This is a genomic window from Companilactobacillus insicii (genome assembly GCF_003946015.1).
GTDB lineage: Bacteria > Bacillota > Bacilli > Lactobacillales > Lactobacillaceae > Companilactobacillus > Companilactobacillus insicii.
The window spans coordinates 1-18,002 of record NZ_RHNU01000017.1; the positions used below are offsets into that span (position 1 = coordinate 1).

At 34.9% G+C, this 18,002-nt stretch carries 19 protein-coding genes; 12 read left to right on the forward strand and 7 right to left on the reverse strand.

The window, feature by feature from the left end:
* Positions 1–108: 108 nt before the first annotated feature.
* Complete coding sequence (locus tag EKM79_RS06685; protein ID WP_125567161.1) at positions 109–1,506, reverse strand: amino acid permease; 1,398 nt, start codon at positions 1,504–1,506, stop codon at positions 109–111.
* A 140-nt stretch (positions 1,507–1,646) separates the two neighbouring features.
* On the opposite strand from EKM79_RS06685, the gene EKM79_RS06690 reads away from it, so the two are divergent.
* Positions 1,647–2,816, forward strand: a complete 1,170-nt coding sequence (locus EKM79_RS06690) for a MalY/PatB family protein (protein ID WP_125567163.1) — start codon at positions 1,647–1,649, stop codon at positions 2,814–2,816.
* 36 nt (positions 2,817–2,852) lie between these two features.
* Here the strand turns inward: EKM79_RS06690 and EKM79_RS12215 are convergent, their stop codons facing one another.
* Positions 2,853–3,029, reverse strand: a complete 177-nt coding sequence (locus tag EKM79_RS12215) for a hypothetical protein (RefSeq protein WP_164506026.1) — start codon at positions 3,027–3,029, stop codon at positions 2,853–2,855.
* A gap of 97 nt (positions 3,030–3,126) precedes the next feature.
* Between EKM79_RS12215 and EKM79_RS06695 the strand changes: the two genes are divergently transcribed.
* Both EKM79_RS06695 and EKM79_RS06700 read left to right on the forward strand, forming a co-directional pair.
* Positions 3,127–3,684, forward strand: coding sequence for a M15 family metallopeptidase (locus tag EKM79_RS06695; RefSeq protein ID WP_125567165.1), 558 nt, complete (start codon positions 3,127–3,129; stop codon positions 3,682–3,684).
* Between the two features lie 97 nt (positions 3,685–3,781).
* Positions 3,782–5,359, forward strand: a complete 1,578-nt coding sequence (locus EKM79_RS06700; protein WP_125567167.1) for a cation:proton antiporter — start codon at positions 3,782–3,784, stop codon at positions 5,357–5,359.
* A gap of 76 nt (positions 5,360–5,435) precedes the next feature.
* On the opposite strand, the gene EKM79_RS06705 is transcribed toward EKM79_RS06700, so the two are convergent.
* The 3 genes from EKM79_RS06705 to EKM79_RS06715 form a co-directional block, all read right to left on the reverse strand.
* Positions 5,436–6,374, reverse strand: coding sequence for an AEC family transporter (locus tag EKM79_RS06705; protein WP_125567169.1), 939 nt, complete (start codon positions 6,372–6,374; stop codon positions 5,436–5,438).
* 66 nt (positions 6,375–6,440) lie between these two features.
* Complete coding sequence (locus tag EKM79_RS06710) at positions 6,441–7,877, reverse strand: amino acid permease (protein WP_125567171.1); 1,437 nt, start codon at positions 7,875–7,877, stop codon at positions 6,441–6,443.
* A gap of 190 nt (positions 7,878–8,067) precedes the next feature.
* Complete coding sequence (locus EKM79_RS06715) at positions 8,068–9,495, reverse strand: amino acid permease (RefSeq protein WP_125567173.1); 1,428 nt, start codon at positions 9,493–9,495, stop codon at positions 8,068–8,070.
* 184 nt (positions 9,496–9,679) lie between these two features.
* Here EKM79_RS06715 and EKM79_RS06720 point away from each other — a divergent pair, with 184 nt between their 5' ends.
* The 4 genes from EKM79_RS06720 (at position 9,680) to EKM79_RS12220 (ending at position 14,075) form a co-directional block, all read left to right on the forward strand.
* The gene (locus EKM79_RS06720; RefSeq protein ID WP_125567175.1) at positions 9,680–11,338 is read left to right on the forward strand and encodes a glycosyltransferase family protein; all 1,659 of its coding nucleotides are present in this window, start codon (positions 9,680–9,682) and stop codon (positions 11,336–11,338) included.
* Positions 11,339–11,419: 81 nt separating this feature from the next.
* Positions 11,420–12,355, forward strand: coding sequence for an NADP-dependent oxidoreductase (locus EKM79_RS06725; RefSeq protein ID WP_125567177.1), 936 nt, complete (start codon positions 11,420–11,422; stop codon positions 12,353–12,355).
* A 140-nt stretch (positions 12,356–12,495) separates the two neighbouring features.
* Positions 12,496–13,707, forward strand: a complete 1,212-nt coding sequence (locus tag EKM79_RS06730) for an SLAP domain-containing protein (protein ID WP_125567179.1) — start codon at positions 12,496–12,498, stop codon at positions 13,705–13,707.
* A 197-nt stretch (positions 13,708–13,904) separates the two neighbouring features.
* On the forward strand, positions 13,905–14,075 hold the full coding sequence (locus tag EKM79_RS12220) for an SLAP domain-containing protein (protein ID WP_164506027.1): 171 nt from the start codon (positions 13,905–13,907) through the stop codon (positions 14,073–14,075).
* Between the two features lie 219 nt (positions 14,076–14,294).
* Here the strand turns inward: EKM79_RS12220 and EKM79_RS06735 are convergent, their stop codons facing one another.
* Positions 14,295–14,624 carry a helix-turn-helix domain-containing protein gene (locus EKM79_RS06735; protein WP_125567181.1) on the reverse strand — a complete coding sequence of 110 codons (330 nt, stop codon included), beginning with the start codon at positions 14,622–14,624 and terminating at the stop codon, positions 14,295–14,297.
* A gap of 224 nt (positions 14,625–14,848) precedes the next feature.
* On the opposite strand from EKM79_RS06735, the gene EKM79_RS06740 reads away from it, so the two are divergent.
* The 5 genes from EKM79_RS06740 (at position 14,849) to EKM79_RS06760 (ending at position 17,354) form a co-directional block, all read left to right on the forward strand.
* The gene (locus EKM79_RS06740) at positions 14,849–15,121 is read left to right on the forward strand and encodes a hypothetical protein (protein ID WP_125567183.1); all 273 of its coding nucleotides are present in this window, start codon (positions 14,849–14,851) and stop codon (positions 15,119–15,121) included.
* A 168-nt stretch (positions 15,122–15,289) separates the two neighbouring features.
* A complete protein-coding gene (locus tag EKM79_RS06745) occupies positions 15,290–15,721 on the forward strand; it encodes a hypothetical protein (protein WP_125567185.1) in 432 nt (143 codons plus the stop codon).
* Between the two features lie 56 nt (positions 15,722–15,777).
* The gene (locus EKM79_RS06750; protein WP_125567187.1) at positions 15,778–16,176 is read left to right on the forward strand and encodes a zinc-ribbon domain-containing protein; all 399 of its coding nucleotides are present in this window, start codon (positions 15,778–15,780) and stop codon (positions 16,174–16,176) included.
* A 15-nt stretch (positions 16,177–16,191) separates the two neighbouring features.
* The gene (locus EKM79_RS12390; RefSeq protein ID WP_246005645.1) at positions 16,192–16,920 is read left to right on the forward strand and encodes a zinc ribbon domain-containing protein; all 729 of its coding nucleotides are present in this window, start codon (positions 16,192–16,194) and stop codon (positions 16,918–16,920) included.
* An 11-nt stretch (positions 16,921–16,931) separates the two neighbouring features.
* Positions 16,932–17,354 carry a zinc-ribbon domain-containing protein gene (locus EKM79_RS06760; protein WP_125567189.1) on the forward strand — a complete coding sequence of 141 codons (423 nt, stop codon included), beginning with the start codon at positions 16,932–16,934 and terminating at the stop codon, positions 17,352–17,354.
* 28 nt (positions 17,355–17,382) lie between these two features.
* On the opposite strand, the gene EKM79_RS06765 is transcribed toward EKM79_RS06760, so the two are convergent.
* Positions 17,383–17,982: a zinc-ribbon domain-containing protein gene (locus EKM79_RS06765; RefSeq protein ID WP_125567191.1), complete on the reverse strand. Its 600-nt coding sequence runs from the start codon at positions 17,980–17,982 to the stop codon at positions 17,383–17,385.
* Positions 17,983–18,002: the final 20 nt, after the last annotated feature.

Here is an 18,002-nt window from a genome sequence, read left to right on the forward strand (position 1 = left end):
TTTTAATCTTCAAAAGTTTAATCAGAACTGGATTACTAATCCGGTCTAAATCTCTTATAACCAAACTTGAGAAAGAACCCGATTTTAGATTACTGGAGCCTTTTGTTTTTACTTGTTCTTTTTAACTAAACTATGCCAGTATCCATAACCGAAATAGATGACTAGTCCAATTCCAGTCCAGATGCCGTACATTTGCCACGTGAACGGTTGTAGCTGTGTCATTAGATAAATACATGCAACAAAGGAAATCAATGGGAAAATCGGGTATAAGGGTACTTTGAAAGCTGGAGTTAATTCTCGGGTATTTTTACCATGTCTTAGGAAGATAACTCCAATTGAAGTTGAGGCAAATGCTAATAATGTACCAATATTAACCAATTCAGTTATTTTATCGATTGGTAATGCCGCTGCAGCAATGGCCGCAGCCAATCCTACTAATAATGTACTATTTGCTGGAATACTATTTTTATTTACAGACTTAAACTTCTTAGGTAATAGTCCATCACGACTGAATGAATAGATTAAACGTGTACCACCGTACATGATAACTAGTAAGACAGTGGTCATTCCCATTACTGCCCCAAGAGAAATAATTCCAGAAGCCCAATTTTGATTGAGAATATTTAATGCGTGTGCGACTGGATCAGCAACATTTAGTTTTTTGTAATTAACAGCCCCAACTAAAACAAATGAGACAAGACTATAAAGAACTGCTACAACTAGTAATGAGGCAATAATACCGATAGGCATATTACGTTTAGGATTTTTAACTTCTTCGCTGGCTGTAGAAACAACGTCGAAACCTAAGAAGGCGTAGAAAGCAACTGAGGCTCCTTTACCAATACCACTCCAACCAAACGGTAGGAAAGGATTATAATTTTCTGGCTTAACAAAAAAGGCTGCTACTACGACGAATAGTAAAATAACGAAAATTTTGACGTATACCATAATGGCATTGATGCGGACTGATTCTGTTAGCCCTTGTAGTAGGAGCACTGTTGCTAATAGAACAATTACAAATGCGATGATGTCGAAACGACCCTGAGGATTGCCATTAGTGTGTGCAGCTGATTGCAATGCTTTTGGTAGTGTAATTCCAAAACCTGCTAATAGATTTCGAAAGTATGCCGACCAGCTTACAGCTGTTGACGCGGCTGCAAATAGATATTCAGAAACTAAGGACCAGCCAACTATCCAGGCAACTATTTCCCCATAAACAGAATAAGAATAAGTGTATGCACTACCTGCTAGAGGAATAGTTGATGCAAATTCGGAATAACAAAAGGCTGCACCGATACAAACTAATGCCGCAAATAAGTATGTGAAGATAACACCTGGACCAGCGTAGTTAGCGGCGATGATCCCTGGAGTAATGAAAATACCAGAGCCGACAATAACCCCAACCCCCATGATAACTAGGTCTTTAGCAACAAGGGTTCTAGTAAGAATGACATTTTTATTTTGTAGGTCATGTATAACATCTTTTTTTCTAAAAAGTGACGGCATTTGTTTCTCCTCTAATTTGACTCTAATCTTATTAGTATAATATGAATTACACATTGATTGAAAGTTACAAAATAACTTTTTTGAACTAAAGTGATACTATTTTAATTAATGACTATTAACAATTATTGAGGGGTGAAATTATGTCATTTGATTTTGATAAAGTAAACAATCGTCGTAATACCGCTTCGGAAAAGTGGAACGTTAAAGAAAACGAGTTACCAATGTGGGTAGCTGATATGGACTTTCAAACTGCTCCTGAAATTCTTGAAGCTATGCATAAGTCAATTGATGGTGGTATTTTTGGTTATCAATTCGTACCGGATAAGTATTATGAAGCAGTGGCAAATTGGTTTGAAAAGGAACATAATTTCAAGCCTGATACTAAATGGATGCTTTTTAGCACAGGAGTAATTCCTAGTATATCTGCTGTTATCAGACATTTTACAGACGTTGGCGATAATATTCTATTGCAAGAGCCTAATTATAATTCATTTTATGGTGTAATTGAGCATAACGGTCGTAACGTTACAAATAATGAATTGATCTATGAAAATGGAACATATAATGTGGATTGGCAGGATCTAGAAAAGAAATTATCTGATCCACAAACTACCATAATGATAGTTTGCAATCCTCACAATCCAACCGGCCATATTTGGAGCAAAGATACACTAACTAGGATTGGTAAATTAGCTAAGAAGTACAATGTTATGATCATTTCCGATGAGATTCACGGAGATATTTCAATGCCAGGACACGGTTATATTCCATTTTCATCATTGGATAGTGAAGTTGCCGAAAATAGTATCTCTTTGGTTTCACCAACTAAGACTTTTAATATGGCACAATTACATGCTTCGACAATTATTGCACCAGACAGCAATATTCGCACTAGAGTTGAGCGTGCACTTTCGATTGATGACCAAATTGAACCTGGAATTTTGGCTATTGATGGAACTATTGCAGCATATACAAAGGGTCACGAGTGGTTATCAGAATTGAAACAATATATCAGCGGCAACCGTCATTTGTTATCTGATTATGTGTTAAAGAATATACCTGAATTAAGTGTTATCAAGAGTGATGCGACTTACTTGGCCTGGATCGACTGTACTAAGGTTACTGATAATTCAGCTGAATTAAATGATTTTATTCGTAAAGAAACTGGATTGTACTTGGCAGAAGGTACTAAGTATCGTGGTAATGGTAATCAATTCTTACGTATTAACTTAGCGACAAACAGATCTCGTGTTCAAGATGGATTAGAACGCTTGGAACGTGGTATTCATGCATATTTAAATAATAAATAGTTATTTATAAAGACCTGGATCGATAATCCCAGGTCTTTATTTTTGGTTGTTGATAATTTTTCTCCCGTAACAAATTGTAGCTATCAAAAATCCGACTATTACCGATAAGCCAGTAGTAACTTCAAGTGGCCCATTGAAGAATAAATTAATTAACAATATAACAACTAGGATACCAATCGCTAAGTATAGTCGCTTAATAGTTTTGTTTTTCATGATTGCTCCTCCATTAATAAAAATAGCGTAACAGACATTAGGAGCTTATAAAATCAATATCATATATAATGATATTAATAAAAAATGGAGGTGTCACATGCCACAACAAAAAACTGGATTTACCAACATACAATTGCTGGATCCTAGCATTATTGTCGACTTGCGTTACGCCACTACCAATAATTTTACCGGTAAGGTTATTTATGACTTTACAACTGCAATTGCTAGGGCCGGTACTGCTGAGAAATTAGCATTAGTCAGCAAATCTTTGAAAAATCAAGGATATAGAATTAAGGTTTGGGATGCATATCGTCCTGTAAAAGCTCAAGAAAGATTGTTTGAAGTTTATCCAGATCCAGAGTTTGTCGCTAAACCCAATCCTAATTTTTCACATCAAAAAGGTGTTACTTTTGATTTAACACTTTGTGATATAGATGGTAATGAACTAGAAATGCCAACAGCTTTTGATGATTTTTCAGAGAAAGCACATCGGGATGCACCGTGCACTCCTGAGGCAGAGTCTAACTATCAAATATTAGATACTGCTATGCATAAGGCAGGATTTGTAGGGTATGAAAACGAATGGTGGGATTATCGAGATGCTGACATGGATGATTATGGTCCAGCGAGTGCTGATCCTAACGATTATAAATAATTGACATAATTTTGAGATTACTATAATCTCAATGTAACTTATATACAGGCTTCTTTTAGAAGAGCCTGTATTTTCTTTTTGAGGGGGGAAAACAAAAATGGGACTGTATATTTCAGCAGTTGTTATTTTGGTACTTGTAGCTATCAGTAATTTAGCCGCCAAGTTTATCAGAGTAGTACCTAGGTCATATATTAATTTACTTATGGGTATTATTTTTGCATGCATACCTCTCATAAATGAACTGGTAATTGGTTTCGATTCTGAATTTTTCATGGCCTTTATCATTGCACCGTTATTGTTCTTCGAGGGACAACAAACCAGAAGTTTCTTGGTTCAACGAAAGTTCAAAGAAATATTGGGTACCGCAATTGTCTTAGCCTTGTTATCAGCAATTGTTGGATTGTTTGCCGTCAATCAAATCTTTAATATTGGATTGCCTCTCGCATTGATCATGATTGCTATCAGTACACCAACCGATGCAACAGCGTTAGATTCGGTTCGTGAAGGTCGAGATGTTCCTAAAAGAACAGAAGTCGTTTTGAAAATGGAGTCATTGTTTAATGATGCCTCCGGCATTATTTTATTGCAGGCGGCTGTCTTGTGGTTTAAAACTGGAGAATTATCCTATACCAAAAACTTTAGTGATTTCTTGATCTCGGCTGTGGGCGGCGTGATTTTAGGTGCTGGTGTAGCATTTATAACGATGATTATTCGTCAGATGATTATCCGTAGTCGTTGGAATGAAACTTCGTCGCATTTGATAATTTATTTTGCGACACCAATACTTATTTATTTGATTTCTGAACGTATTGAATTGTCAGGAATTATTGCAGTTGTTAGTGCTGGATTGATTTTTAACGGGGAAATGAGTCGAAGTAGGTTTTCAATTCCTCGCTATCTTAGTTTTTTCAATCAAACAGTTAGCTTTGTTGGTGGAGCGTTGAATAGTTATGTGTTTGTTGTGCTAGGTATTTCAATTGCAAGAATTGTCACAGATCAGCGTGAAGAAATGACCTCGACTTTGGAATGGCTCTGGATCGGTATTACCATCTACGTTTTATCAACCACGATCAGATATTTGTACGCCAGATTTTTATCTAAGAATTCTCGAATTGAGGCAGTGACCTTTGCATTCGGTGGAGTTCACGGCGCAGTTACCCTTGCTTTGGCCTTTTCATTGGCGGGGATGGGTATTAAAGGTACCAACTTTGATTTGATATTATTGACAGAATCAGTTGTTATTATTTTGAGTATGTTGGTGCCAACGATATTGTTCAAATTCATTTTGAATCCTATTCTTAATGAAGGTGATATTCGTTTAAAGTCGAAGCGAGTTCGTGAGAAGATGGTGGGAATAGGTATCAACTACGTTCATGATTTGGAGATATCTCCGGCGGTCAAAGAAAGTGTCACGTTTGATTTGTTGGATCAGACACGTCGAACAACCGTTAAACAATTTCTTGATCAATGGCGTGGTGTTAATAATAGACGTTATGTTTTTACAGGTTTTCAAGCCGTGGAAGAAAGACAAATTTTGATGAATGCTTTTGAAAAAGAAAGAGAGTTTCTGTATGAGTTATTAGATGGTGTGGCCTTAGACGAGGCACAATATATTTATAATGTTTACAGTGAATTGTTAATATCCGAATCTTTAGTTTTGGATTATTATGAGTGAAAATAGTGCAATCTAAAATACCCCTCGTATTTACATAGTAAATGCGGGGGGTATTTATATCTATTAATCTTTTGAATTATTTAATTATCATCATTAATACAGGAACGACGAACAAACTTAAAATAGTTGTCTCAGTGACCATAATAGCCGCATAGTTTGAATCAGCGTGATACAATCTGGCGACAACCGGTGCATTGGTCATAACTGGCATAGCTGCTTGAATTATGAAGACTTGTTTCATCAAAGCAGGTCCAGGGATGAATAAGAATAAAAAGCTCATCAGTAGTGGGGCACAGATGAATCTTCCGAATAAGATGCCGACGTTTTCTTTGTGAAGTGCGATGTTTGTTAAACCGGCATTGTAAATTGAAATACCTATAAAAATCATTGATAGTGGGATAGTCAAATTACCAATGTATTGAAAGTCGGACATTAGGAATGTTGGTAATTGAATGTGTAGTATGACCAAAATCAAACCAATGATGAATCCTAATAGTGGTGGGGAGAATAATTTTGATAAGGTTGTTTTCCAATTGAAGGAACCCTTTTTTTCTCCGTCCACTTGGATCAAATAAGTTCCCAAAGTCCAGAAGAAGGTCGTATTAGCCATGTAGTAAACTAAAACATAAGGCAAGCTCTCAGGCCCAAATAGTGCCATATTTACAGGTAGACCGACGAAAACCGTATTGGAGTTAAAAAACATAGAAGAGAACAACCCTTGGTGATCCTTATCTATGTGAAGAACTTTTATCATTAAAACAGAGATACCGATCAATATTGTCATTGATAGGCAAGGTATTACTAGATTAGGTAGCAACTTGATTAATTTTCCAGCTGTAAAATCATGTGTGATCGTATAAATCATATATGCAGGTAAGGCAACTTGAGTAACTAACTTTGCAATTAATTTTGTTGCATCATCTGAAAACCAGTCTTGTCTAGCTAAATAGTAACCTACTGCAATTAAAACGATAATTATTAAAATACCTTGAACACTCTGAAAAAATACTCCCATTTGAATTGCCTCTTTAGAAAAAATATATGTATTTTATCTTACACCTTTTTTGAAAAGTGTTAAAAGCTAATCTTCCATAGTTTCTGTTTCTTCATCGGCATCAGAAGCAGTTGCTAAGCTGTTTTTTGCAGCTGCTTTATCAAGTCTATGTTCCCTGACGAAATAGACTATTGTCATAACCACAAGAAATACTACACCAACTAATAGTGAAACGGTAGTTTCTGGATTGAGAAACATGAAGAATAAAATAACAAGTAATGAGGCAATAGCAAGGTAGTTACTTAGTGGATAGAACGGCATTTTGAAGGGATGTTCAGCCATATGTTTGGCGTTTACCTTCCTAAATCTAAGTTCACTGAACAAAATAACAAACCATGGGACCATACCTGGTAAAACACTAGAGCTGTATACGATTACGAAGATATTGTTGGAAGTGTGAAAAATTGCTGGCAAAGCAAAATTTAAAACTAAACCTAACAAGATCCCTACAGACATAACGATTACAGGAAGATATGGTACGTTATGACGAGATAACTTTGTGAAAGCCTTGGGAAGACGGTGTTCTATACCTAATGTATAGAGCATTCGGCTAGAACTAAAGATTCCTGAATTACATCCTGATAAGGCAGCAGTTAAAACAACGAAGTTGATGATTTCAGCCGCAAAGGTGATTCCAAATTTAGCAAATGTTTCTGTAAAGGGAGAACCAATAGTTCCCAATTTGTTCCATGGATAAATAGTAACGATGACAAAAATTGCTCCAATATAGAAGATCAAAATTCTACCGACGATAGATCTGATTGCATGAGTAATAGTTTCTTGGGGATTTTCTGCTTCACCGGCAGTAATACCAATAACCTCAATTCCTTGATAGGATGCTACAACGATAGATAAGGCGAAAATAAATCCTTTGAGTCCACCAGTAAAGAACCCGCCATTTTTCCAAAGATTGCTAAAACCTATTGGATGACCGCCGTTACCAACTCCCAAAAGAATTATTAGTAATCCTAAGATGATCATAAAAATAATTGTAACTACTTTGATGATTGAGAACCAAAATTCCAATTCGCCATAAGCCTTAACAGAAGTCAGGTTGGCAACACCTAATGTCACGACGACAACAACTCCAACTATCCATTGAGGCATATTAGGCCACCAAAAACTCAAATAAGTTCCAACAGCTATAACTTCACTAATACCAACAACTAGCCATTGAAAGACGTTGCTCCAAGCTGTAAGGTATCCGACTACGGGGTGAATATATTCAGTTCCAAATTTGGCAAATGAACCAGTTGATGGGTCAACATAGAGCATTTCGCCAAGCGCACGCATAACCATGTACAAAATTAATCCTGCGAGACCATAAGCAAGTAATACAGAAGGACCGGTCCACTTGATTGTTGAAGCAGATCCCATAAATAACCCAACTCCAATAGTTCCACCCAGAGCAATCATTTGCATCTGACGTGAAGAAAGGCTTCGTTTTAGTTTTTCTTCTTCCATAGATAAATCCCCTTTCACCTGTTTAAGGATATTAAACAAATGTACGATATGTTGATACCATAATACTATATATTTTCAGTAAAGTACGTAGTTTTATGAAAATAATTCCATTAAAAATACAAAAAACACAAAAAGAGTTCCTAATTATTAAGATTAGAAACTCTTTTTATAAAAATGTTCGTATTTTAGATTAAAATTCTTCTTCAGCTTCTTCTAAAGCCTCATCAGTCGAAGTAGTATTGATTGGCTGATGGTCACGTCCGCGTTCACGAACGAAGTAAATAACAGTCATAATAACTAGGAAGACAACACCGACCATTAGTGAAACAGTCGTTTCTGGATTCAAGAACATGAAAACCAGGATAACTAATAATGCTGCAATGGAGAGATAGTTACTAATAGGATATAAAGGCATTTTGAAAGGATGATCTTTCATGTGTTTTGCATTTGATTTTCTGAATCTTAATTCACTTATTAAAATAACAAACCATGGCACCATACCTGGTAAAACACTAGAACTATAAACAATAACGAAGATATTACTTGAAGTATGGAACAGTACTGGTAATGAATAGTTCAAAATCAAACCAATCAGAATTCCTAGTGAAATTGTGATGACAGGAATGTATGGAACTTTGTGATGTGATAATTTCGTGAATGATTTAGGCAAATATTTTTCTATACCTAATGTATACAACATACGGCTAGAACTGAAAATACCTGAATTACATCCTGACATGGCAGCCGTTAACATGACAAAATTAATGATTTCAGCCGCGAAGGTAATACCTACTTTGGCAAATGTTTCTACAAAAGGTGAGCCGATAGTACCTAATTTATCCCAAGGATAAATTGAAACGATAACAAAAATAGCACCAATATAGAAAATTAAAATTCTACCAACGATTGAACGAATGGCGCGAACGATATTTTCTTGAGGATTTTCAGCTTCACCAGCAGTAATACCGATAACCTCAATACCTTGATAGGATGCCACGACAATTGATAGGGCAAATATGAATCCCTTCAGTCCGCCGGTGAAGAAGCCACCATTAGTCCAGAGATTGCTAATACCAACGGGATGTCCACCATTACCGACACCCAAGACAATGACTAATAGTCCTAAAATAATCATAAAAATAATTGTAATAACTTTAATTAAAGCAAACCAGAATTCCAATTCACCATATGCTTTAACAGAAGTGAGGTTAGCGACACATAATGTTACAACAACAACAACTCCGGCAATCCATTTAGGCATTGTCGGCCACCAGAATTCTAGATAAGTTCCAACGGCAATAACTTCACTGATTCCCACTACTAAGTACTGGAAGACATTACTCCATGCCGTTAAATATCCAACTACGGGATGGATATATTCAGTCGCAAATTTTGCGAAAGAACCAGTTGATGGATCAACATAGAGCATTTCCCCTAATGCTCTCATGACCATATATAAGATTAAACCTGCCAATGCGTAAGCCAACAATACTGAAGGTCCTGTCCATTTAATTGTTGATGCAGAACCCATGAAGAGTCCTACACCGATTGTTCCACCTAGAGCAATCATCTGCATTTGTCTTGATGATAAGCTACGACTAAGCTCTTTTTTTGCCATACATAATCCCGCCTTTGAAACTGTTCATTAATAGTGAACATGTGTGTTAATAGTATGAAACATATCATACACTTTGTTTGTGAAATTGTCATATTTTTTTGAAAAATTTTTTATTCATTGGATATTTACGATAAATTGCCTATTATTTATAGTAGGCATTTGAAATGCCACAAGGAGAAGTCAATTGAATACTAGAGAAAAACGTTACTTGATTGTCGCAGATATTTTTATTTTAATACTCGCAATCTATCCGATTTTTTTGGGCGCCGTTGTTGGTGGCTATGATCCAGGATTTCATATGGGAAGAATTCAAACTCTTGCTAGCAATATTTCAGCGGGACACTTTCCTAATCCAATCGGTTATGAGTATTTGAACAAATTTGGATATGGGGTAGGATTTTTCTACGGAAACCTGTTTATTTATCCATTTGCACTTTTACACCTGTTAGGACTGAGCCTGTATCGTTCTTACATTGTTTATATAGTTAGTTTTGTTATTTTAAATATTTTTTCAATTAACTTTGTTGTTCATAAGCTATTCCATAACTCTTGGGCAACAATTATTTCAGCCCCCATCTACTTAAGTTCATATTATTTATATGGGGTAATGTATTATAGAGCCGCTGCCGGTGAACTTGTTGCTCTGGCAATTATACCTTGGATATTGTTGAGCCTATTTAAGATAGTAAAAGGCGAATATAAGTATTGGTATATGTTAGGAATAGGTTTTAGTTTATTGTTAGCAACGCACGTGTTGTCATTTTTAATCACTGTAAGTGCAGCAATCTTTATTTTTATTTTAAATTTAAAGTCGGTCTTTAAAGACAAGAAAATATTCTATTCATATGTTAAAGGGGCATTTTTATTCTTAGGATTATCAGCTGTCTTTTTATTCTCATTTGTTGAGCAGTACTTGGTACAAAAGTATGTTAATACTTCCATTGATGGTAGCGGAAAATATCTGATAATACTCAATGCTAGTTCAATGAAGCCAGTATTTGATACTAAGCAATTTATAGCGGTCAATGGAACGTTTTTAGTTTTATTACTATTATTTTCTTTCGTTTATTATTTGTATAAAGGAAGAGGATTTCATTTTCCTGACAGAATCATTCCGCAATCGTTTTTGATGATATTGGTATATGGTCTACTGATGTTGTCGCCATACTTATTACATATTGTCGTACATTTTTTCAAACCAATAGTGCTGCTGCAGTCAGCAACGAGAGTTAATGTTGTTATATTGCCTTTATTAACATTTATCGTGGCAAATACTTTAGGAAATATAATTAGTAACTTTGGTAAATTAAAATTTCCTACAGTTGCAGTTTTGTTTGTTGTTATAGCCGTTATAACGGTAATGTTTCCAATCAAAACTAACTTGGATATTGTTGCCCAGAAAAAAGGACCAATTCCGACAGATAACGTAAGTATGGGAGAATATGAGCCTAGAGAATTCTTTAATTACAATATGGCTAATGAATTCAAGACAAATGATAATTTTCTTGGAAAATCTGAGAAGTACAATGTTATTAAAAATAATCATAAGCAGGTGCTTATTAAGGTAGAAGATAACAGTCATTCTCGAACAATAATGTTACCGAGAGTATATTATAAAGGCTATCAAGTTAAATTAAGTTATAACGATAAGTCAGTTACTGTTCCAGCTGCAACTAAGAATGGATTAGCCGCAGTTAGATTACCTAGTGGTTTCAAGTCAGGTACGATAACTGTTATGTATAAAATGACAATGGCTGCTCGCATTGGTTGGACGATATCAATCATTAGCTTGCTTTATATAATATGGGCAGCTTTGAAACGATTTCGAAAGGTAAAGATATAGTTCAAAATATTTGAAATTACTATCTTGTTAATTTAAAGTACTAGGGATATATGTATAAATTAATATTGAGAGGGAAATATTATGAAGGCAGTAGTTATTAATAAATACGGTAATAGAGACGAATTGCACATGGAGAACATTGCAATTCCTGAAATTGCTGATGATGAAGTATTAGTTGAGGTTAAAGCAACTTCAGTTAATCCAATTGATTGGAAATTACGTGAGGGTTATTTGGCGGAAATGATCCCGTTGAAATTCCCGATTGTATTGGGATGGGATGTGGCTGGCGTTATAACGCGTGTTGGTCAAAAAGTTCAGAACTTTAAGACTGGAGATAAGGTGTTGGCCAGACCTGACCTAACTAACCGTGGAACATATGCAGAGTACACAGCTGTTAAAGAAGATAAGTTAGCTATGTTACCAGATAATGTTTCATATGAGGAAGCAGCTGCCTTACCATTAGCAGGACTGACAGCTTGGCAAGGTATTTATGAGAATCTAGATGTTAAGTCTGGGCAAACCGTTCTAATGCAAGGTGGAGCCGGTGGTGTTGGAATTATCGCTATTCAGTTATTGAAACATATCGGAGCGCATGTAGTTACAACTGCAAGTTCAAAGAATAAAGAATTCCTTGAAGATTTGGGTGCTGACGAAATCATTGATTATCATGATACTGATTTTTCAACAGTATTAAGTAACGTTGATGCGGTCTTTGATACTATTGGTGGAGATACTCTTGAGAAGAGTTATTCAGTCTTGAAAGATGGTGGACGTCTAGTTACTATCTCTGGTGCTATCGATGAAAAATTGGCTGCTGAAAAGAATATTAAGGCTAATAGTGTTTGGTTAAGACCTAATGGTAAACAACTTACTGAGCTCGTTAACTTGGTTAGTGAGGGTGTCGTTAAGGTCATTATTGATAGTACTCATCCATTCAGTGAAGATGGCGTTAAGAAGGCTCAAGAAGTTAGTGAATCGCATCATGCTAAAGGTAAAATCGTTATTACGATGAAATAGAAAATAGTCCAACAAAAATGTATTTTTTGTTGGATTATTTTTTTAAAATTTGTATAAAAAATCATGGATTCATTGCAACGTATGTTCGCATACTAGTATATTTAAGATAGCTTTAAATAATTTTTGGGAGGAAAAGTTTAATGAAGAAATCATTGATTGTAAGTGGATTATTGTTTTCAAGCATGATTCTAGGATCAGTTGCTACACCTGCTGTAGTTCAAGCTGCTGATGATAATACAGTAACTGAATCTGCCACTACATCAGATTCTACAAAGACTGGCCAAATTAGTAATAACGTTACATTTAAAGATCCAGATAATAAGACATTGGTTACAATGACAATGTATGGAAAAGTTGGCGAAAACTTAACTGTACCTCAAGGTTCAGATGCATTGAAAGGTTATTACTTCAATGGGGCAGTTCCTGTATTCCAAGCCGATGGTAGTTCATATTCTGTTACTGTCACAAAGGCTGGTAACTATGACAATGTTGCTACTTTGAACGTTAGTTATTATGCTGGTGACAAGACTAATATCGTTGGTACAGAACAAGTTTCAGGACCTAAGAACACTGTTAAGAAGTTGAGCAGTATTCCATCAGGTTATAAGTTGGCAAACGCAGCTGATGTTAATGTTAACTTAGGTAAGGAAACTACAAATTCTGTAAGTATCGAAGTTATACGTCCAGTTGCTAATACAATTATTTTTAAGACAGCTGAAAACCAACAAGTTGGTACAACAACTGTTTCTGGTGAAAAAGTTGGAGATTCTGTTGCTATGACAGATGCTCAAATTCCAGCTAATTACACAGTTACAAATAAGAATGTAACATTACAAGCTGACGGTAATACTCAAATTGTTACAGCTACAAAGGCTGATGCATCAGGTATTACTAGTTATAAGACCGTAGGTACAACTGGTGAATTTGGTGCTAGAATCTATAGACAAGATGGAACACTAATTAAGGGTCGTGGATTAGGTTCTAAGACAGCTTGGAGCATCGATAAGAAGTTAGTTCTTAATGGTGTTACATACTATCGTGTTGCTACAAACGAATTTGTCAAAGCAGCTGATGTTACATTGTCAGGTGTAGAAGATGGTTCAAATACTGATAATAATGGATCAGAAACTACTGTAACAACTCCAACGGACGCTGTAAAAGCTGATAGAGCTGTTGTTACAACAACTTCAGATGATCCAACATACTTGTACAAGGGTAACGGCCAAAAGATTTCAAACCGTGCCTTGCTACCACATTCAGCTTGGCAAACAAGCAAGATGGCAACTATTAATGGTGTAAAGATGTATAAAGTTGCTACAGATGAATGGGTTCCAGCTACTGATATTAAGTAATTTATATAGTTTTATATTTATGAAAGTCCTTTTCAAACTTATGTGTAAGTTTGAGGGGGCTTTTTTTGTTTTCTTTTGGTTTTTATTTATTTGGATTTGAGTATAAACGGTTCATATGCTGTTTTTAACAATATTTTAAATATGGAAAAAAATACTGATTTTACAACTATTCAGTTAATTAAGATAAAGGGAGTAATTTGGTTGTTAAGCTGGGATTTAATAATACTAATTCAAAGGGGCAATTAAACAAAATACGTGCCCTAGCAAGCAATACGAGTTGGGTAACTGATAAAACTGCAATGATTAATGGCGTTAAAATGTACCGCGTAGCAACTAATGAATGGGTTGCTGCCAGTGATATTAAGTAAAATAAAAACACACGAATTCTTTGGAATTTGTGTGTTTTTTTAAACTTTTCAAAATACGTTTTTTAATACATATTTTGAAAAGTTAATTTTTGGAAATGTTCAAAAACCAATTGATATAGGCGTTTTGATGTAATATATTGAAGTTGTTCCAAAGGAACGGTGCGAAAGTTTCAAGGTCTTGAAACAAAAAACAACTCAAAAATGAGTTGTGAATGTATATTAATCTTTTGATTTATCCATGAAGTTTAGCAAAGCTAATATCTTTTCGGATAGTGCTTCACGATCATCACGAGATAGGTGAGCAAGGTAATCTAATAATTCTAGATATTGAATACCTGAATGTTCGGGCTTATCAAATAATTCAGGTAATTTTAAGTTAACAGCGTTAGATATTCTGGTTAACTTATTTAATGAAATGTTACTGTTAACGCCACGTTCGAGTTGAGAAACCAAACTCTCGCTGACATCGGCTTTTTCTGCTAATTGTTCAATGGTTAAACCCAGTGACCTTCTTTTGTCACGTATTATTTTACCGATTTCGTTTATCATTCATATACACCTCAAATTGTTCCTTATGCAACCTTAGTTGAGAACTAAGATGATTTGAACAGATGATAGTACATTTTTTAAATCGGATTATGTAATATAATGATTTTAAATACATGTACTTTATAGTCAAAATTACAATAATGCAAAAGAGATTGATTTTCTTAGTAATAAAGTTTTACAGTACTTGTTTTATAAAAATCAAGAAGAATAGTGAGGAATGCAAAATGCTACAAGTTGAATTAGTTCCGTATCATCATAATGTAGATAAAGAAGAAAGAAAATATGTTTTTACAGAGAATTTGAATATGAGTATAGATAAGTTGGAAAGGGATCATAAAAAGGTAATAGATGTGGACTTTTTTAACACTAAGGATGCATCTTATGCTGCTATTAAGTATAAGGATCTAAGTTTTAGCGAGAAGCAGTATTTGGTAGAGAAGGAAAAATCTCGTCGAAGAAACCTAGCTAAACTTCAAAATAAAACTGAAGATAAGTAGAGAATGCTTTTTATTTTATCTTTATATGTAATATAATACATATTAGATATTAAAACAGGTATTATTATAATAAGAAGGAGCTTTAGTTTTTTGAAGAAAAAATATTTATTCTTTTTTTCCTTACTTGTAATAGTTATTTCTCTTACAGGATGTTCACCATTGGGGAGAATGAAGAAAATTACAGAATATAATCATTTATCTAGTGATGATAAGAGATTGGTTACTATCGTATTTCGTAATGCTCGATCAACGGGTGTCGTTGGGGGTGGTGGACAAACTTTGGATGTTGATATGAAAATCAAGAACAATACTAAAAAAGCTATTCGATTTGATAGCTCGAAAGTAAGAGTTACAGCTGGCGGTCCACCGATGAAATCTGCCTATAACAAAAAGTTTGTATTAGTACCTGGAGCAAGTAAGACACTAACTAGTATTTTTCCTAGATTACCTGGTCAAATGACCGTTGGAGCTGGATATTTTTATTATGACCAGAAGAAATACAAAATGACATACACGTACTTACTATTTAATGGTCATGTAACATCTAAGAATTTATTTGATGTAGTGGCACAAGAGATAAATGGCAAGGGCAAAAGGTAATTTTAGGCCAGCTTCAGAAGAATACCAATATTGTGCATTAACAAGGGGGAAGTAGTATGAAATATTGTCCAAGATGTGGCAAACAAGTTCCTGATGGTTCGCAATATTGTACTTCTTGTGGATTGAGGTTGAATGAGGCATCAGAAATAAATTCGAATTCAAAATTTAATCAGCAGAATGAGGAAAATCGGCAACAACAAGCGAAGCAGGGAACGGGCAAGGAAATGTCATCGGAATCAACGAATATTAGATATGCAGGAGGATTACTTGGAAATATTAAACCAGAAATATTTTGGCCTATTGCAGGAATTGCATATTTTTTGATTTGCATATTCAATCGATCGAGTTTTATTTTTGGATTTATACTTCCAATTATTAGGGATCCAAAGGATTCACGGGAATGGAAATATTGTATAATCACGATCTTAATAGTACTAGTTTTAGTAAATCTTTAAAAATCAGGGGGAATTATGTTAAAAGGACAAATGAATTTAAATTCAATCTATTCATATAAGAACAATCTAGGGTATCTATCGAAATCAAAAATGATGATTTTAGTACATGCCCGAGGTAACTATGAGTTCTTCTTTGGTAGGAGAGCATTAGGTGGAACTGCTAGTAGAAGTGGTAATGAATATATAATCAGTTTTGAAGATTCAGGATTAGTTTTTATGCAAGTTAATAAAGGTGGAATGTTTACAGGTGATAATTCATTTATGCCCAGGAGCAAATTTTCTCGCATACAATTTGAGAAGAGAAGTTGGATAGGCGGACATTACACTTCTAGTCAGTACAATATGAGCTTGTGTAGTAATAGTGGAGAAGTGATTGATTTTACTGTTTATACTATTAAATCCGGAATAGATTGGTTGGAACAGTACACAGTGACAACTATTAGTAACTTGGACTATTATTTGCGAGAAACAGGATGGTCAAACACAAGTAGTTCAGTAGCTCCTGCTTCATCAGAGCAAGGAACTGTTACGCCCGAACTGGCTACAATCAATGATGTTGAAGATGAAAAACAAGTTGAAGAACCACAACCGGTTGCCGTTGAAAAAACTACTAATGTAGTACCTAATCCATCGAGTCAAAATGACGATACAAAGTCACAATTTAAGTTTTGTGCAAATTGTGGAAATAAGATGGACATTGATGATGTATTTTGCCAAAAATGTGGGACTAAATCAGAAGTATAGGGGGATGTATTATGAATAAATGTCCTAATTGTGGACAACCAGTTAATGAGAATCAAGATTTCTGTATTAATTGTGGATATGATTTAAAGCAAAATAACAATATAAGTTATCAACATGTGCAAGAAGTACCAACGACATCTAAATTGCCAGAGATGACATTTGAACGGCTAAAGAATGATACTACTGCCAGTGGTCTGAGTGGAGCGAGTCAAATTGTTGGAGTAGTTGGACTTTGGATGGACTATACGATGATAAGTGCGATTGTAGGTATTGTCTTGGCTATTATGGCGAAGAAAAGAGCAATCAATAAAAAAAGCTTAGTCCTTGCTAATAGAGGATTATTATGGTCAATTGTTTCATTAATATTCAAGATCATAGGTATTTTATCTTATTTGTTTATTATTGCTGTATATTTATCAGCTTACTATTATTAAAAAGACGAAATCTGATGATTTCGTCTTTTTATTCAAAAACATTGTATGTAATTTCGTCGTCTTTGGCTTCCATTAAGTATCTGTCAGAATTATCTGGATTGAGGATTTTTACAGTATATTTATTGCCCCACATTTTGGTAACGTGTTCTGACAATTTGAGTATTTCATGTTTAAGTTCTTTATCAGAATCATCGGTATCATCGTAATAAAGGTAGTAGTGATAATAATTAGCAAAGTTACTGTCATCGCGCGGATCCAGAATAATATCTGATCCATCAATAGAGACATCGACACCAAGTATAATATCGTGTTTATTACTCCATGTAATTAACTCACTAACCTTTTCTTTATCAGAGGTATGCATATCACGATATGAAGGTGTTTGACTCCATACCGCGAATGATGTCACGATAATAAGTGTTAGAAGCATTATTATTCCCCAGAGTGTGCCATGGTTTGATTTTTTATTGCTGACACTTATGGGTTGATTGTTAGACAATTTGTTTGGATTATCATTCAAAGTCGTTGAACGGTGTTCTTCCTCAGAAATTTTAAATTTGTATCCACATTTAGTACAAAAAGCGGCTGAATCAGCAAGCTGTGTTCCACATTTAGGACAGTATTTCATATAAATATCCCCCTTTATAG

What these genes read in the sequence shown, in the direction of transcription:
- EKM79_RS06710 (WP_125567171.1), bottom strand. Translation starts at nt 7,877, where the DNA reads ATGGAAGAAGAAAAACTAAAACGAAGCCTTTCTTCACGTCAGATGCAA.
- EKM79_RS06705 (WP_125567169.1), bottom strand. Translation starts at nt 6,374, where the DNA reads ATGGGAGTATTTTTTCAGAGTGTTCAAGGTATTTTAATAATTATCGTT.
- EKM79_RS12390 (WP_246005645.1), top strand. Translation starts at nt 16,192, where the DNA reads ATGTTAAAAGGACAAATGAATTTAAATTCAATCTATTCATATAAGAAC.
- EKM79_RS06735 (WP_125567181.1), bottom strand. Translation starts at nt 14,624, where the DNA reads ATGATAAACGAAATCGGTAAAATAATACGTGACAAAAGAAGGTCACTG.
- EKM79_RS06740 (WP_125567183.1), top strand. Translation starts at nt 14,849, where the DNA reads ATGCTACAAGTTGAATTAGTTCCGTATCATCATAATGTAGATAAAGAA.
- EKM79_RS06700 (WP_125567167.1), top strand. Translation starts at nt 3,782, where the DNA reads ATGGGACTGTATATTTCAGCAGTTGTTATTTTGGTACTTGTAGCTATC.
- EKM79_RS06765 (WP_125567191.1), bottom strand. Translation starts at nt 17,982, where the DNA reads ATGAAATACTGTCCTAAATGTGGAACACAGCTTGCTGATTCAGCCGCT.
- EKM79_RS06690 (WP_125567163.1), top strand. Translation starts at nt 1,647, where the DNA reads ATGTCATTTGATTTTGATAAAGTAAACAATCGTCGTAATACCGCTTCG.
- EKM79_RS06750 (WP_125567187.1), top strand. Translation starts at nt 15,778, where the DNA reads ATGAAATATTGTCCAAGATGTGGCAAACAAGTTCCTGATGGTTCGCAA.
- EKM79_RS06760 (WP_125567189.1), top strand. Translation starts at nt 16,932, where the DNA reads ATGAATAAATGTCCTAATTGTGGACAACCAGTTAATGAGAATCAAGAT.
- EKM79_RS06745 (WP_125567185.1), top strand. Translation starts at nt 15,290, where the DNA reads ATGAAGAAAATTACAGAATATAATCATTTATCTAGTGATGATAAGAGA.
- EKM79_RS06695 (WP_125567165.1), top strand. Translation starts at nt 3,127, where the DNA reads ATGCCACAACAAAAAACTGGATTTACCAACATACAATTGCTGGATCCT.
- EKM79_RS12215 (WP_164506026.1), bottom strand. Translation starts at nt 3,029, where the DNA reads ATGAAAAACAAAACTATTAAGCGACTATACTTAGCGATTGGTATCCTA.
- EKM79_RS06725 (WP_125567177.1), top strand. Translation starts at nt 11,420, where the DNA reads ATGAAGGCAGTAGTTATTAATAAATACGGTAATAGAGACGAATTGCAC.
- EKM79_RS06715 (WP_125567173.1), bottom strand. Translation starts at nt 9,495, where the DNA reads ATGGCAAAAAAAGAGCTTAGTCGTAGCTTATCATCAAGACAAATGCAG.
- EKM79_RS06730 (WP_125567179.1), top strand. Translation starts at nt 12,496, where the DNA reads ATGAAGAAATCATTGATTGTAAGTGGATTATTGTTTTCAAGCATGATT.
- EKM79_RS06685 (WP_125567161.1), bottom strand. Translation starts at nt 1,506, where the DNA reads ATGCCGTCACTTTTTAGAAAAAAAGATGTTATACATGACCTACAAAAT.